This window comes from Rhizobium laguerreae, assembly GCF_002008165.1.
GTDB classification, from domain to species: Bacteria; Pseudomonadota; Alphaproteobacteria; order Rhizobiales; family Rhizobiaceae; genus Rhizobium; species Rhizobium laguerreae.
Genome location: NZ_MRDM01000002.1, coordinates 305,550 through 319,305 on the forward strand (window position 1 = coordinate 305,550; position 13,756 = coordinate 319,305).

Below are 13,756 nucleotides of genomic sequence, written 5' to 3' on the forward strand. Positions count from 1 at the left end.
CCTTGATCTCATTCGTTTCGTGCTTCGGGTGCTCCTCCCGGATTGCTGGCACGATACTGCTGCAGTGCCCCCAGACTCCAATGCTTCCTTGATCAAATTTGATCATTGACCGCACAGCAGACCGATGCTCTGTTGTGTCAGCTTTGGGAGTGGATGAGCCCTGATGAAGGTGACTTTGAAGGATGTCGCGACGCAGGCCGGCGTTGGCACCGCGACCGTCGAGCGCGTCCTCAACGGCCGCGGCGGCGTACGGCCGGAGACGGTGGAGAAAGTCTTCCTGGCGGCAAGACGCCTTGAATACCGGCAAAGCCTGCCGGTCGCCCATCGCGGCGTGATCCGGATAGAGGTGATCCTCGTTCGTCCGGAGACCAGCTTCTATTCGCGTCTGAACCGGGCGTTCGAGCGCATTGCCGCCTCGCTCGACGACAGCATTGTCGTTCACCGCACCTTCGTCCGCGAGGACGAGCCGGCGCAATTCGCCCACTACATCGCCAACCCGACGGCACGCCGTTCGGCGCTGATCGTGGTTGCGCCCGACCATGCCGACGTCGTCACCAGCGTGCGCGAGGCGGCCGGTCTCGGCATTCCCGTCGTCCAAATCATGACCCGTCCGGCCCCCGAACTGCCCTATGTCGGCATCGACAACTACGCTGCCGGACGCACTGCGGCTCACTACATGTCGGGCATGCTGGCGCAGCGCCCCGGTTCGTTCGTCGCTCTCTGCCACAGCGGCGCCTATGAGAACCATAAGGAGAGGATCCGCGGCTTCTCCGCCTATCTCTCAGACCACCGTTCAAACGAACATCGTTTCATCGAGGTCATGTTCGACCTTGATGACGAGCACAATGCAATCGAACTGCTGCAAGCGGCACTTCGGCGGGAGCCCGGCATCATCGGCGTCTATAGTGCAGGCGGCGACAACAAGGGTGTTGCCAGGGTGCTCGAGGCAAATAAGGCTGGGCGGTCGTTCTGGGTCGGCCACGAATTGACGGGAGAGACGCAGGACTATCTCCGCCGCGGCATCATGTCGATCGTGCTCGACCAGGCGCCGGAGGTGCAGGCGAGGCGATCGATAGATCTTGCCCTGAACAGGCTGGGTCTCATCGAGGTGGAGGTCAGCGCCGAACCGGTGCGTTTCCTGACGATCACACCGGAAAATCTCTGAGACGGGATGAGGATGCCCGGACAATCCGCTCGAATGGGCGCCCAGCGGGTTTCACGACACCGGCGTAACCTTACTGCAGCTGCGGTTTCTTAAGAAAGCTGTTGCGGTCGGCGGATTTGATGCGCAGCCAGGCTTCCCGGCCGTTCCTGAGGATCCGCATGGGGATCTCGGCGCCGGCGGGGCCGCTGCTCCAGAGCTTGCGATAGAAATCGGCCAGGCCATCGACCTCTTCGTCGCGGATCTCCGAAATGATATCGCCTTGACGCAGGCCCGCCTGGGCGGCCGGGCCGTCTTCGGCCACGCTCATGACTACCACGCCCCCATTGCTCTCGGCGGAGAAGGCGCCGAGCCAGGGCCGCGGCGGCTTGTTGACCTGGCCCCGGTTCAAGAGATCGTCGAGGATCGGCGGCAAAAGGTCGATCGGCACGACCATGTTGATATCGGCAACCTCGTCGCCATGGCTCATTTGCAGGCGAAGCGAACCGATGCCGAGAAGCTTGCCGTCCGAACCGATCAGGGCCGCGCCGCCCCATGAGGGATGGGCCGGTGCCGTAAAAATCGCCTCGTCGAGCAGATATTCCCAATAGCCGGCAAATTCCTGCCGTGCGACGATATTTGCCTCGACGAATTCTCCGATGCCATCGGCCAGCACCACGGGATCGCCGGGCTTGGCCGTGGCCGCGTCGCCGAGATCCACCGCCGGCGCATTCAGGGCCCCAAGCGCCTGGACTAGGCCGAAGCCGCTTTCCTGATCATAGGCAAGCGCATGCGCGGGAACCACGCGCCCGTCATGGGTCGTCAGCCAGACCTCTTCGGCCTCGGTGATGAGATAACCGATGGTCAGCACCAGCCCGTTGTCGCGAATGACCACGCCGCTGCCTTCCCGGACAGTGCCCAGCGTCTCCGCCGTGAAGGCATCTTCCGGAATAGAGGAACGGACGGCCACGACTGACCGTAAAATCGGATCGATATTCATACTTTCATCCCGATAGACGCCGGCGCGAAAGTCCGAAAGCCGGCGCATTCTTCCTTGAATAGGTAAGAGAATGGACGGCGGGTGCAAGACCGTATCGGACGGAATTTTGGCAGGCCAACGCGCGACCTCCCTCCGATGCCTGCACCAATCAAGGTTTCACTGAGCGCCGAGACTATCTCGCATGGCACCGGCGGGCGGCTGAGCGCGACCATATTGCCGCGGCGAGCATCCCATCACTCTCTTGAAAGCGGTGCTGAATGCGCTTTCGGATTCATAACCGAGCGACAGGGCGACACCGGCAATTGCTTCGGCCGAATTTGTCAATCGGTCACCTGCGAGAAGCATGCGCCAGCGCGTCAGATAATCCATCGGCGCAAGCCCGACCTTTTCCTTGAAGTGGAGAGCAAAACTGGACCGGGACATCGAGGCCCGTTCAGCTAGCGACTGCAAGGTCCACTTGCGGGCTGGATCGGCATGCAGGGCACCGATAGCCGCGCCGATCCGCCGGTCGGTAAGCGCGAAAAGCCAGCCGACGCCGCGCGCATTCGGCGATGCGATATGGAGGCGCAACACCTGCATGAGCATGACATGAGCAAAATGCTCCGCCATCAGAAAGCCACCCGGCTGCTGGTCGCGCAATTCGCGCGTCATCCGATCGAGGCACCAGCGCAGCACGGTGGCGTGATCGGAATCCCTCTTCACATGGACGATCGGCGGCAGGATTCCGAGAAGGATGTCCGAATTTCCTCCCGAAAAGGAAAAACGGCTGCCGATCAGGAAGAAATCGCCGCCGCCGTTGCAAGTCGCAATGCCGTCGCGGGCGATCGAATAGATCGCATCGGACGGGATCGCTTCAAGAGCCGGATCGCTGGCGAGACGAAAGGCTCGGCGGCTGGTCAGCAGAAAGCAGTCGCTTTCCTCCAGGCGGACAGCTTCGGCAACGCCATCGACGCTCAGCCAGCAGGCGCCTGAAATCACCGCGTTGAACTTGATGCCATCAGGGGGCGGAAAATCGATCGCCCAAGCACCGCCAGCGTCAAGCCCCGCGGAAACATAGCTGCGCGGTTTGAGCAATGCGAGAACATCGGATAACGGGTCCATGTAGAAATCCGGACGATGGCGAAGAGATGCCGGACTTTAGCGCATGGATCGTCTGGAGGCCACGCCTTATTCTCGCGACCGTCATCCCGAGCGACGGCAACGCGCCGCAGAACAAAGGTAATTATCATGAGTGACAAACAAGTCCCCATCCGCTCCGGATTTGGAGCCCACACGACGGCCGGCGAGGTTCTGGCCGGTCTCGATCTTTCCGGCAAGCGCGCCATCGTCACCGGCGGCCATTCCGGCCTCGGGCTCGAGACCACGCGCGCTCTGGCGGGCGCCGGCGCCAAGGTGACCATCGGCGCAAGGAGCATCGAGCCGGCGCGTAGCGCGGTCGCCGGTATCGATGGAGTAGAGATCGATCGGCTCGACCTTTCCGACCTCGAAAGCGTTCGCGCCTTTGCCGAGCGGTTCGTCGCATCTGGCCGCAGCATCGACATTCTGATCAACAGCGCCGGCATCATGGCCTGCCCGGAAACGCGTGTCGGCGACGGATGGGAGGCACAGTTCGCGACCAATCATCTCGGCCATTTCGCCTTGGTCAACCGCCTTTGGCCGGCGATCTCGCGCGGCACTCGCATCGTTTCGGTTTCCTCCGGTGGCCATCACAACTCGGCCATACGATGGGAGGATGTGCAATTCGACACCGGTTACGACAAATGGCGGGCCTACGGCCAGTCGAAGACCGCCAACGCACTTTTCGCCGTGCATCTGGACAGGCTCGGGCGCGACACCGGCATCCGCGCCTTCTCGCTGCACCCGGGCAAGATCCTTACCCCCTTGCAGCGCTATCTCGCACAGGAGGAAATGGTCAGTGCCGGCTGGATCGATGCAGACGGCAATCCGATTGATCCGACATTCAAGACACCAGCCCAGGGGGCCGCCACGCAGGTTTGGGCGGCGACCTCGCCGCAACTCGACGGTATGGGAGGCCTCTATTGCGAGGACTGCGATATCGCCATCCGCGCAACGGCTGGAGAACCCGGCGGCGTCAGCGACCATGCAGCCGACGCCGAGGAGGCGGCACGCCTGTGGATCTGGTCGGCAAGGCTGACCGGGATTGACGCTTTCGCGGCCTACGCCTGAAGCCATAGCGCGCGGCAAACCGTCGTCAATGCGCGATGAAGACGCTGCTGATGTCTTGCCGTCCTCACGCCTCACCCGGGCGGGTGAAAGCCCGATCGGCAAGCCGAGCGGATCGTCAGCACGTCATTGGCGCACACGCTGCCGAAATCGGCCTGCGACAGCGCGGTCGCCGTGCCGGATTGTATTTGCGCAGATAGCAGTCACGTCCGGCGACAATCCGTCCTGCGTCGTTCTCCGGACTTGGCGCGCGACATTTTTCGTGACAGCGGCAGTGTGCAACAATATACGGTCAATCTCATCAGGAATCAGACCGACACGGATCACGACATGAAAGACTGGCATCCCGATCTCAGCCGCAGCAGCGGTCCGCGTTATATGGCGATCGCCGATGTGATCGAAATGGATCTGCGCAGCGGGCATCTGGTGGTTGGGGACCGGCTGCCGCCGCAACGTGAACTCGCCAAGCGGCTGAATGTCGATTTCACGACGGTGGCGAGAGGTTATGTCGAGGCGCAGAAGCGCGGGCTTGTCGATTCGCATGTCGGTCGAGGCACCTTCGTCACCGGTGGCGCGGACAAGGAGCGCCAGGGATTCGCGCCCGACGCCGCGCCCGATCCCCGCCGCGCCTCCATCGTCGATTTCTCGATGAACATGCCGCCGGAAACGGACGACCCGGAGCTGATCGCCCGCATGCGCGAGGGCATGTCGGCGGTGACGGCGAACCTCATTCCGCTTCTGCGCTACCAGGGCTTCGGCGGCTCCAGCATGGACAAGGAGGCTGCCGCCTCCTGGCTCAGCCGTCGCGGGCTGGTGCCCTCGCAGGAACGCATCTTCGTCACACCCGGCGCCCATCCGGCCCTGCTGGCGATCTTCGGCCTGCTGGCAAAGCCGGGCGAAACCGTGCTTTCGGAAATCATCACTTATCCCGGCATGCGCTCGATCGCCGCCCAGCTGCGGCTCAATCTGGCCGGCCTGCCGATGGACGAGGACGGTATCCTGCCGGACGCCTTTGCCGAGGCCTGCGAGAGATTGAAGCCGAAGGCGCTCTATCTCAATCCGACGCTGCAGAACCCGACGACGCTGACCATTCCGGCCAGGCGCCGCGAGGAGATCTGCGCCGTTGCCCGCAAATATCACGTGCCGATCGTCGAGGACGATGCCTATGGCTTCATTCCGCAGCATGGCCCGGCGCCGCTCGCCGCAACAGCGCCCGATCTGACCTGGCATATCGGTGGACTGGCGAAATGCATCGGCGCGGGTCTGCGACTTGCCTATGTCGTAGCGCCTGATAGCAAGGCCGTGTGGCCCTTCGTCAGCGCCATGCGCGCCAACAATGTCATGGCCTCGCCACTGACCGTGGCGCTCGCCACCCGCTGGATCGAGGACGGCACCGCCGATACGATCCTGCGTTTCATCCGTGCCGAGGCCGCCGCCCGCCAGCAAATGGTCGCCGCCATTCTGCCGGCCGGCAGCTACCGCGCCGATCCGATCAGTTTCAACATCTGGCTGCCGCTCTCCAACGGCTGGACCCGCTCCACCTTCGGCAGCCATACTCGCTCTTCCGGCATCGGCGTCGTCGCAAGCGATGCCTTCACGGTCGAGGGCACGGCACCCGAGGCCGTGCGTGTCTGCCTTGGCGGACCGATCACCCGGGAGAAACTGCAGGGCGCACTGGAATTCATGGCCCATGCGCTGGAAGGCCCGCCGGAAATGGCGGCGTCGTTCTTCTGACGCGGAACCCAGCTCCGGGCTGATCAGACACGGACGAAAGCCGGAGGCGGTCGAGATCAGATCGGTCGTGCCCAGATCTATCCGGGCATGGGCGAAGCGTAACCGTCACGTTCACGTCTGATCCGCCCTGGCTGCGCCCCCAAATGCTGCTTGAAAATCTGCAGTCAGCTTGCTGCCGGCATGCGCTGGGGAGCTCTGCGGCATTCTGGCGAATTGACTGGTAATTTCCCTATAATGTAATTATATTGCATGCAGTCATTGCAGCTATTGATCGTATCAATATTTGCGGAGCAAGAAAGCGAGATCGTCATGGACACGGAATATCCCCCACTTCCTCCGATGCAGACCGGCATCAAGGGACGCTGCCCGCGCTGCGGCCAGGGCCATATGTTCAAGGGCTTCCTGACGTTGCAGCCGGAATGCGAGGTCTGCGGTCTGGATTATTCCTTCGCCGATCCGGCCGACGGTCCGGCCTTCTTCGTCATCTGCTTCGCCTGCATCCCGAGCGTGCTGCTCGGCGTCTGGCTGGAGGTGGCCTTTTCGGCGCCGATCTGGGTGCAGCTTCTGGTCACCGGTCCCTTCATGCTCGCCACCTGCATTCCGCCGCTGCGGCCGCTGAAGGGCTGGCTGGTGGCCAGCCAGTATTTCTACAAGGCGGAAGAGGGTAAGCTTGCCTAAAGCATGTCGCGCAAAACTGTGCAGCGGTTTTGCGCAAACGACATGCGTAAAAACAAAGACCTAAAGCGCGAGGGCGAATCTGAAAGATCGCCACGCGCTTTAGGACTTGTTTAGCGTCGCGCGCAGGCGCGGCGTCGCGAAATCGAGCAGCGCCTGCAGTTTCAGGGGCACCAGTCCCTGCGCGGGATAGACGAGATGCACCGGGGCCGGCGGCGGTTCGAAATCTTGGAGCAGCGGCACCAGCAACCCGGCCATCTCGGCGCGTGCGGCCTGGTAGGAAAGCACCCGGGTGATGCCGAGGCCGGCGACGGCCGCATCGACCGCGGCCTCGGCTGTGTTGACCGCGAGCCGCGAGCGGATCGGCACGGCGAGATCATGTTTCCCCTCGATGAATGTCCAACTCAGCATCGAGGCCATACCCTCGAAGGTGACGCAGTCATGCCCGGCAAGATCGCCTGGATGCCGGGGCAGGGCGTGCCGCGTCAGATAATCCGGGCTGGCATAGACCGTACGGCGGATCGCGCCGAGCCTTGTGGCGATCAGGTTGCTGTCCGGCAGGTTGCCGATCCTCAGCGCCACGTCGATGTGATCCTCGATGAGGTTCGACAGCCGGTCGCCAAGCATCAGCCGCAGATTGATATCGGGATAGGCTTTCAGGAAATCCACCACGACGGGCAGGACATGCAGCCGACCGAAGACGATCGGTGCGGTCATCGTCAACTCGCCCTTCGGGGCGCTGTATTCACCGGCTGCCGTCCGTTCCGCCTCTTCCACCCGATCGAGAATCTCCCGCGCCGCCTCGACGTAGGAGCGGCCGGCTTCCGTCAGCGTGATCTTCCGGTTGCTCCGTTGCAGCAGCTGAGCGTTGAGATGTGCTTCCAGTTCCGAAACCTTGCGGCTGACGGTTGCGAGCGGCGATCGCAGATGCCGTGAGGCGGCCGACAGGCTGCCCTGTTCGACAACGGCAAGAAGCACGGTCATGGCGTCGAGGCGGTCCATTCTATCCTTCCATGAATTGGTAGCATGCCTTCCAGATTAGCATTCTACTGCAGTCATATGGAAGGCAGTAAATTACACCGCAGATGGTTCGAAGCGGCCATCGCCAACCGCGTCCCGTCGATTCGAAGACCAGAGGAACCATCATGAAACTCTATCACCACCCGCTTTCCGGCCATGCCCACCGGGCTCACCTGTTCCTGTCGCTGCTTGGCGTACCCTATGAACTGGTCGAGGTCGACCTGGCGGCTGGCGCTCACAAGGCGCCGGACTTTCTGAAGCTCAATCCCTTTGGCCAGGTGCCGGTGCTCGACGACAATGGCACGGTCATTGCCGATTCCTCCGCCATCCTCGTCTATCTCGCGCGCAAATACGGCCGCACCGACTGGCTGCCGGAAGAGGCGGTGGCCGCGGCGCGGATACAGAAATGGCTTTCGGTCGCAGCGGGCGAGATCGCCTATGGGCCTTGTGCTGCGCGCCTGGTCACCGTCTTCGGCGCCGATTTCCGCACCGACGAGGTGATCGCCCGGGCGCACCGCATTCTGGCGCTGATCGAGGCAGAACTGGACAACCGCAGCTTCCTGCTCGGCGACAATCCTGTGATCGCCGACGTGGCACTCTACAGCTACATCGCCAATGCGCCGGAGGGCAATGTCGATATCTCGGCCTATCCAAGCGTTCGTGCCTGGCTTGCGCGCATCGAGGCGCTGCCGGGTTTCGTCGGCTTTCGCAAGACCAAGATCGGCCTTGCCGCGTGAGAAACCACCGGGGCAGGGACGCTGCCCCGGTTCCCCCAAATGCTGCCCTGAAGGAGGCCGTGATGCTGGAACAGACAAGACAGGACGCCACATCGCCCTGGCATAAGGGTGAACTCGCCATGCAGCGCAGCGTCGGTGTCGCCGAACGCATGGACGGGCCGGGCCGTAATTTCGTCCGCAAGGCCATGCCGGAGCAGCATCGCGCCTTCTTTCCGATGCTGCCTTTCGTCGTGCTCGGCGCCGTCGATGCGAAGGGCGATGTCTGGGCAACGGTCAGGGCCGAGCGCCCGGGTTTCATGGTCTCACCGGAGCCGGAGATTCTCGATGTCCGCCTGCCGCGCGACGCGGCCGATCCTGCCGATGCCGGCATGGAGGATGGCGACGCAATCGGAATGCTCGGCATCCAGCTCGAGACGCGGCGGCGCAACCGGCTGAACGGCGTGATCCGCAGGACGGATCCTGGAGCTTTCCAGGTGCACGTCGGCCAGAGCTTCGGCAATTGCCCGCAATATATCCAGCTTCGCTCTTCCGCCTTCGTCCGCGATCCCGATGTGCCCACAGCGATGCCGCCGCTACACTCTGGCCAACTCGACGATCGGGCGCTAGGGATGATTGAGGGTGCGGATACCTTCTTTGTCGCCTCCTATGTCGACCGGGAGAACGGCGAGCGGCAGGTGGACGTGTCCCATCGCGGCGGCAATGCCGGCTTCGTGCGTGTCGGCGCCGACGGCGTGCTGACCGTTCCAGACTTTCCCGGCAATCGGTTTTTCAACACGCTGGGCAATTTCCTCGTCAATCCGAAGGCGGGGCTGGTCTTCATCGATTTCGAAAGCGGCGACATGCTGCAGATGACCGGAAAGATCGAGGTGCTGCTGGATTCGCCCGAGGTCGCCAGCTTTCAACGGGCGGAACGGCTGTGGCGTTTCACGCCGGAAGAGATCGTGCTTCGCCCGGATGCCCTGCCGCTGCGGTGGAGCCGGCCTCCCGGCCTTTGAGAAATGCCGCCTCGAAGCGGCTTGTCAATCATTGTACCGATCGGTACAATGATAACTGCTCAGTACAGGAGCGCCCCGGAGAACCCATGTCCAGCCTCGTCCCGCCTTTCACCCTTGAGACCGCCACCCAGAAAGTCCGTCTTGCCGAGGACGGCTGGAACAGCCGTGATCCCGAGCGCGTCTCGCTCGTCTATACGCCGGACAGCCGCTGGCGGAACCGCGCCGAATTCATCACCGGCCGTGCCGAGATCGTCGCCTTCCTCACCCGCAAATGGGCAAAGGAGCTGGATTACCGGCTGATCAAAGAGATCTGGGCCTTCACCGATCATCGCATCGCCGTGCGCTTCGCCTATGAATGGCACGATGACAGCGGCAACTGGTTCCGCTCCTATGGCAACGAGAACTGGGAATTCGACGTCGCCGGTTTGATGCAGCGCCGCTTCGCTTGCATCAACGACCTGCCGATCCGGGAATCGGAGCGCAAGTACCATTGGCCGCTCGGCCGGCGGCCGGACGAGCATCCCGGCCTGACCGAGCTCGGTCTCTGATCAAGGAAGTTCGCGGGTGAAAACTGTCTACGAACGTGCCGACATCGTGCCGCTGCTCGCCGAAATCTTCCGCGAGCTCGGCTATGAGGGCACGTCGCTCAGCCGCATCACCGAACGCACCGGCATCGGCAAGGGCAGCCTTTACCACTTCTTTCCCGGCGGCAAGCAGGAGATGGCGGGCGCGGTACTCGCCGATGTCGATGGCTGGTTCGAACATGCGATCTATCAGCCGCTGAGAAAGGACGACGCCGATCAGGCGATTGCGGCGATGTGGACGAATGTGAACGACTACTTCTGCTCCGGCCGTCGCATCTGCCTCGTCGGTGCCTTCGCGCTTGACGAGACCCGCGAACGGTTTTCGGCAGAGATCGGCGATTATTTCATCCGCTGGATCGACGCCTTGCGGTCAGCGCTGATGCGGGCAGGCTGCCCTGAGGGGGAGGCGCAAACGCTCGCCGAGGAGGGCGTCGCGGGTATTCAGGGCGCGCTGGTGCTATCGCGTGCGCTGGACGACAGGATGGTTTTCACCCGGGCCTTGGACACGCTGGCGAAACGGCTTGATGCTGTTATGCGATGAGGGGGTGGTGATGTGATGAGGGGGCAAACCGCTGGGACGTTTATTGTAACTATGAAAAAATTCACCCGGCCACGAGTGACTGGCCGGGGCATTGATCGGGCGCTGCGCGGCGCTCGAGCTTACATCGGTAGCGTTTTGCGTCTATTTCAGCGTTGTTGTTGAGGCTGCTGGGCCGGGCGCGTATTTTCCCGTTCAGGGCGAACCTGGCGCCATTCGTTTTCCATCTGGTCGACGACATGCTGGGGAATGGTGGTTTGGCTATTGGCGGGCGTCTGCATCGGAAGTCTCCTCTGTTCGTGGTAAGGCTTCGGGGCAAGAAGATGCATTGCATAAGACAAAAGGCGTGTAAATCAGTGGCTTAAACACTTTAAACGATTAGATCGAATTTAATCGATTAAGAGGGTTTTAACGATGATATTCGAGGGAAGCGCGGAATGGTTGTCCACATGGACCGGGCATTCTTTTTCGATGTTGTGCGGCACGGACTCTTCAAGGGAGATCTGACGCAGCCTCAGGTAGTGGGTATCACGGCGATCCTCGACGCCTGGGAAGAACGGTTTGCCGATGCCGACCGGCGGTGGCTCGCCTATGTCCTCGCAACCGCTTACCACGAGACCGCTTATACGATGCAGCCGGTGCGCGAGACGCTGGCGCAAAGCGATATGCGCGCGGTCGAGATCCTCGAGACGGCCTTTGCCGCAGGCCGGCTCTCCTGGGTGAAGACGCCCTACTGGCGGCCGGACGAGGATGGTCGCAGCTGGCTCGGACGCGGCCTGGTGCAGCTCACCCACAAGCGGAACTACGAGGCGATGAGTGTGCTGACGGGGATCGATCTCGTTGCCGATCCCGACCGGGCGATGGAGATGGATGCGGCAGTGACGATCCTGATCGAGGGCATGCTGCAGGGCAGCTTTACCGGCCACAGGCTCGCCGATCACCTGAACGCGACGACCGCGGACTGGGTGAATGCGCGCCGCATCGTCAATGGCACAGACCGGGCGGAAAAGCTCGCCGCCTATGCCATGGTCTTCGATGCGGCGATACGTCCCGATGCGGCCCGTGGCATGCTCGCGCGGTTGAAGGCCTGGGGCGCGCATGTTATCGCCCGGCTGACAGCTGGAGTGCGGCGCGTCCGATAGGATGCGCCAAGGTCGCTCCATCATTTTGATAAATCTGACAGGAGCTTCCGCGTGATCCGTCATATCGTATTCTTCACCGTGCAGGAGGAACATCTGCAGGAGGTGAGGGCCGGGCTTTCTATACTGACCGGCATTCCGCATGCGCGGCTGCTTGAAATCGGCACCAATGTGAAGACCGATCAGTTGGGCACCGAGATCGATCTCGTGGTCTATGGCGAATTCGACGACGAGGCGGCCCTTGCCGCCTACAAGGCGCATCCCGATTATCAGCTCTCGATCGATCGCGTGCGGCCGCTCCGCGAAAAGCGCATCGCCGCCGATTACGACAGCCGCACGGCGGTGACGCGGCCGCTCTGACTTGCGGAAGCGTTGGGCCACGCTGTATTCCATTGAAATTTCAAATGGATGAATGATTGTCCGGATTCGGATCGCTCTGAAGCTGGCTCAACTTCCGAACCACCGGACTCAACTTTCGAAAAAGCGGCGGCAAGCGATTCTAAAGATTCGCCAAACCGGCTGTTGGTTCATGGTCAGATTGCCCCAGCGGTTGCGGCGTGGACGGAGAGCCGCTCTCGTCCAGGCGTGGATGATAATCAGGAAATATTAAGAACGGCTGATTCCGACGCACGGGCGCCGCGCACCAGCGCCATCAGCATCAGCACGAAGATGAGCGACAATGCCGCCAGAACGGCGCAGGCGGCGAGCGCCGGGCCGGTGCCGGCGCGGTCGAGGATGGCGGTGAAGATGACCGGGGCGACGGCATTGGCGAGGTTCTGCGGCAGCGATAGTCTGGCCGATTGCAGTCCGAATTCGCGCGGTGAGAACAGCGCCAGCGGCAGCAGCGCGCGGGCGACGGTCATGACGCCGGTGCCGAACCCGTAAAACAGGACAAAGGTGACGAGCAACGGCGTCGACGGGCTGGCAATCAGCATAATAACGAAGCTCATCATCATCAGACTGATGCCCATGACCGCGCTGAGCATGGGGTTGCCGCGCCGGCCAAGCAGCATATCGAGGAAACGTGCCGAGATGCCGAGGATGCCGCGTGCCGAGCCGAGCTGCAGCGCAAAGGCCGGCGAAGCGCCGGACTGGCGGAGGATTTCGAGCAGTGATGGCGAGATGCCGAAGGTGACGAAGGTCGAGATCGTCGTCGCCGCGGCGATCAGCAGAAAGGCTTTGCGCTGCTTGGCCTTCGACAGCGGCACCGGAGCGATTTCGGCTGTGCCGCCGTCGACATGTGTTGCGATCGCCTTCGGCAGGGCGAAAAGATGCAGCGGCAGGCAGACGAAGAATTGCAGCGCCGCACAAACCAGGAAGGTGAGGCGCCAGCCGACCGCCTCGTTGAGCAGGCTGAGGATCGGCCAGAAGATGGCGCTCGAAAGCCCGGTAAACAGCATCAGGATGGCGATTACGCGTTTGCCGTTTGCTCCTTCGCGCTCGACGACGGCGGTATAGGCTGGTGCCGAGAGACCGAACGCGCCGCCGATGCCGATGATGATCCAGGCGCCGGCATAGAGCACGATGCCGTTTGCGGCAGCCAGCAGAAGCAGGCCAAGCGCAAAGGTCAGCGAGGCGGCCGAAAGCACCCGAGCAGCACCATAGCGGTCGAGCCAGCGGCCGGTTGCCGGACCAACGATGGCGCTGACCACCATCATGATCGTCAGGCCGGCAAACACCGCCTCGTTCGGCAGGCCGAGATCGGGCGCCACAACGCGGCCCATGACACCGAGCATGTCGAAAGTCGTGCCCCAGCCGATCAGCTGGGTAACGGCAAGGACGGTGACCGTCTGCGCCGAGCGGAAGCGGGAGGATTTTGGCATTGGTGCTGAAACGGTCTGAAATGTGGGGCAGCAAGACATAACAGTTTCAACCGACCGGTGAAAGCTGCGGTCGGCCGGAATCAGAAGATTGCGGCCGATTCGCAGACAGAGATTATGGTGCCGGTGCTGCCGGCTCCCCACCTTTCGGGAGGTCATGAAGAACGCGTGGATCCCAAGGCTGGAGGG

At 62.4% G+C, this 13,756-nt stretch carries 15 protein-coding genes; 10 read left to right on the forward strand and 5 right to left on the reverse strand.

Going from position 1 to position 13,756, the window contains the following annotated elements; all coding sequences use genetic code 11:
• Nucleotides 1-163: 163 nt before the first annotated feature.
• A complete protein-coding gene (locus tag BS630_RS01790) occupies nt 164-1,165 on the forward strand; it encodes a LacI family DNA-binding transcriptional regulator (protein WP_077976050.1) in 1,002 nt (333 codons plus the stop codon).
• Nucleotides 1,166-1,235: 70 nt separating this feature from the next.
• Here the strand turns inward: BS630_RS01790 and BS630_RS01795 are convergent, their stop codons facing one another.
• Nucleotides 1,236-2,141 carry a S1C family serine protease gene (locus BS630_RS01795; protein WP_026158598.1) on the reverse strand — a complete coding sequence of 302 codons (906 nt, stop codon included), beginning with the start codon at nt 2,139-2,141 and terminating at the stop codon, nt 1,236-1,238.
• Between the two features lie 156 nt (nt 2,142-2,297).
• A complete protein-coding gene (locus BS630_RS01800; protein WP_027665141.1) occupies nt 2,298-3,242 on the reverse strand; it encodes an AraC family transcriptional regulator in 945 nt (314 codons plus the stop codon).
• 126 nt (nt 3,243-3,368) lie between these two features.
• Here BS630_RS01800 and BS630_RS01805 point away from each other — a divergent pair, with 126 nt between their 5' ends.
• The 3 genes from BS630_RS01805 to BS630_RS01815 all read left to right on the forward strand — a co-directional run bounded on the left by BS630_RS01805 (nt 3,369) and on the right by BS630_RS01815 (nt 6,737).
• Nucleotides 3,369-4,328 (forward strand): SDR family NAD(P)-dependent oxidoreductase, encoded by a 960-nt coding sequence (locus BS630_RS01805; RefSeq protein ID WP_077976051.1) that lies wholly within the window; start codon nt 3,369-3,371, stop codon nt 4,326-4,328.
• A gap of 327 nt (nt 4,329-4,655) precedes the next feature.
• Nucleotides 4,656-6,059 (forward strand): aminotransferase-like domain-containing protein, encoded by a 1,404-nt coding sequence (locus BS630_RS01810; RefSeq protein ID WP_077976280.1) that lies wholly within the window; start codon nt 4,656-4,658, stop codon nt 6,057-6,059.
• A gap of 309 nt (nt 6,060-6,368) precedes the next feature.
• Nucleotides 6,369-6,737 (forward strand): DUF983 domain-containing protein, encoded by a 369-nt coding sequence (locus BS630_RS01815; protein WP_027665144.1) that lies wholly within the window; start codon nt 6,369-6,371, stop codon nt 6,735-6,737.
• 99 nt (nt 6,738-6,836) lie between these two features.
• Here BS630_RS01815 and BS630_RS01820 read toward each other — a convergent pair whose 3' ends face one another.
• On the reverse strand, nt 6,837-7,736 hold the full coding sequence (locus BS630_RS01820) for a LysR family transcriptional regulator (RefSeq protein ID WP_077976052.1): 900 nt from the start codon (nt 7,734-7,736) through the stop codon (nt 6,837-6,839).
• A 143-nt stretch (nt 7,737-7,879) separates the two neighbouring features.
• On the opposite strand from BS630_RS01820, the gene BS630_RS01825 reads away from it, so the two are divergent.
• The 4 genes from BS630_RS01825 to BS630_RS01840 all read left to right on the forward strand — a co-directional run bounded on the left by BS630_RS01825 (nt 7,880) and on the right by BS630_RS01840 (nt 10,611).
• On the forward strand, nt 7,880-8,491 hold the full coding sequence (locus BS630_RS01825) for a glutathione S-transferase family protein (protein WP_077976281.1): 612 nt from the start codon (nt 7,880-7,882) through the stop codon (nt 8,489-8,491).
• A gap of 62 nt (nt 8,492-8,553) precedes the next feature.
• Complete coding sequence (locus tag BS630_RS01830; RefSeq protein ID WP_077976053.1) at nt 8,554-9,486, forward strand: pyridoxamine 5'-phosphate oxidase family protein; 933 nt, start codon at nt 8,554-8,556, stop codon at nt 9,484-9,486.
• An 86-nt stretch (nt 9,487-9,572) separates the two neighbouring features.
• Complete coding sequence (locus BS630_RS01835) at nt 9,573-10,034, forward strand: nuclear transport factor 2 family protein (RefSeq protein ID WP_077976054.1); 462 nt, start codon at nt 9,573-9,575, stop codon at nt 10,032-10,034.
• 16 nt (nt 10,035-10,050) lie between these two features.
• Complete coding sequence (locus BS630_RS01840) at nt 10,051-10,611, forward strand: TetR/AcrR family transcriptional regulator (protein ID WP_077976055.1); 561 nt, start codon at nt 10,051-10,053, stop codon at nt 10,609-10,611.
• Between the two features lie 146 nt (nt 10,612-10,757).
• Here BS630_RS01840 and BS630_RS38380 read toward each other — a convergent pair whose 3' ends face one another.
• Nucleotides 10,758-10,889, reverse strand: a complete 132-nt coding sequence (locus tag BS630_RS38380; protein WP_003546730.1) for a hypothetical protein — start codon at nt 10,887-10,889, stop codon at nt 10,758-10,760.
• A 156-nt stretch (nt 10,890-11,045) separates the two neighbouring features.
• On the opposite strand from BS630_RS38380, the gene BS630_RS01845 reads away from it, so the two are divergent.
• Together BS630_RS01845 and BS630_RS01850 are read left to right on the forward strand one after the other, a co-directional pair.
• Nucleotides 11,046-11,750 (forward strand): hypothetical protein, encoded by a 705-nt coding sequence (locus tag BS630_RS01845; protein ID WP_077976056.1) that lies wholly within the window; start codon nt 11,046-11,048, stop codon nt 11,748-11,750.
• A 51-nt stretch (nt 11,751-11,801) separates the two neighbouring features.
• The gene (locus BS630_RS01850; RefSeq protein WP_003546748.1) at nt 11,802-12,107 is read left to right on the forward strand and encodes a Dabb family protein; all 306 of its coding nucleotides are present in this window, start codon (nt 11,802-11,804) and stop codon (nt 12,105-12,107) included.
• A 236-nt stretch (nt 12,108-12,343) separates the two neighbouring features.
• Here the strand turns inward: BS630_RS01850 and BS630_RS01855 are convergent, their stop codons facing one another.
• Nucleotides 12,344-13,570, reverse strand: a complete 1,227-nt coding sequence (locus BS630_RS01855) for an MFS transporter (protein ID WP_077976057.1) — start codon at nt 13,568-13,570, stop codon at nt 12,344-12,346.
• Nucleotides 13,571-13,756 lie beyond the last annotated feature (186 nt).

Bases quoted from the DNA above. Each gene is read 5' to 3' on its own strand.
- BS630_RS01800 (WP_027665141.1), bottom strand. From the start codon at position 3,242: ATGGACCCGTTATCCGATGTTCTCGCATTGCTCAAACCGCGCAGCTAT.
- BS630_RS38380 (WP_003546730.1), bottom strand. From the start codon at position 10,889: ATGCAGACGCCCGCCAATAGCCAAACCACCATTCCCCAGCATGTCGTC.
- BS630_RS01815 (WP_027665144.1), top strand. From the start codon at position 6,369: ATGGACACGGAATATCCCCCACTTCCTCCGATGCAGACCGGCATCAAG.
- BS630_RS01810 (WP_077976280.1), top strand. From the start codon at position 4,656: ATGAAAGACTGGCATCCCGATCTCAGCCGCAGCAGCGGTCCGCGTTAT.
- BS630_RS01835 (WP_077976054.1), top strand. From the start codon at position 9,573: ATGTCCAGCCTCGTCCCGCCTTTCACCCTTGAGACCGCCACCCAGAAA.
- BS630_RS01855 (WP_077976057.1), bottom strand. From the start codon at position 13,570: ATGCCAAAATCCTCCCGCTTCCGCTCGGCGCAGACGGTCACCGTCCTT.
- BS630_RS01830 (WP_077976053.1), top strand. From the start codon at position 8,554: ATGCTGGAACAGACAAGACAGGACGCCACATCGCCCTGGCATAAGGGT.
- BS630_RS01790 (WP_077976050.1), top strand. From the start codon at position 164: ATGAAGGTGACTTTGAAGGATGTCGCGACGCAGGCCGGCGTTGGCACC.
- BS630_RS01825 (WP_077976281.1), top strand. From the start codon at position 7,880: ATGAAACTCTATCACCACCCGCTTTCCGGCCATGCCCACCGGGCTCAC.
- BS630_RS01805 (WP_077976051.1), top strand. From the start codon at position 3,369: ATGAGTGACAAACAAGTCCCCATCCGCTCCGGATTTGGAGCCCACACG.
- BS630_RS01820 (WP_077976052.1), bottom strand. From the start codon at position 7,736: ATGGACCGCCTCGACGCCATGACCGTGCTTCTTGCCGTTGTCGAACAG.
- BS630_RS01795 (WP_026158598.1), bottom strand. From the start codon at position 2,141: ATGAATATCGATCCGATTTTACGGTCAGTCGTGGCCGTCCGTTCCTCT.
- BS630_RS01845 (WP_077976056.1), top strand. From the start codon at position 11,046: ATGGTTGTCCACATGGACCGGGCATTCTTTTTCGATGTTGTGCGGCAC.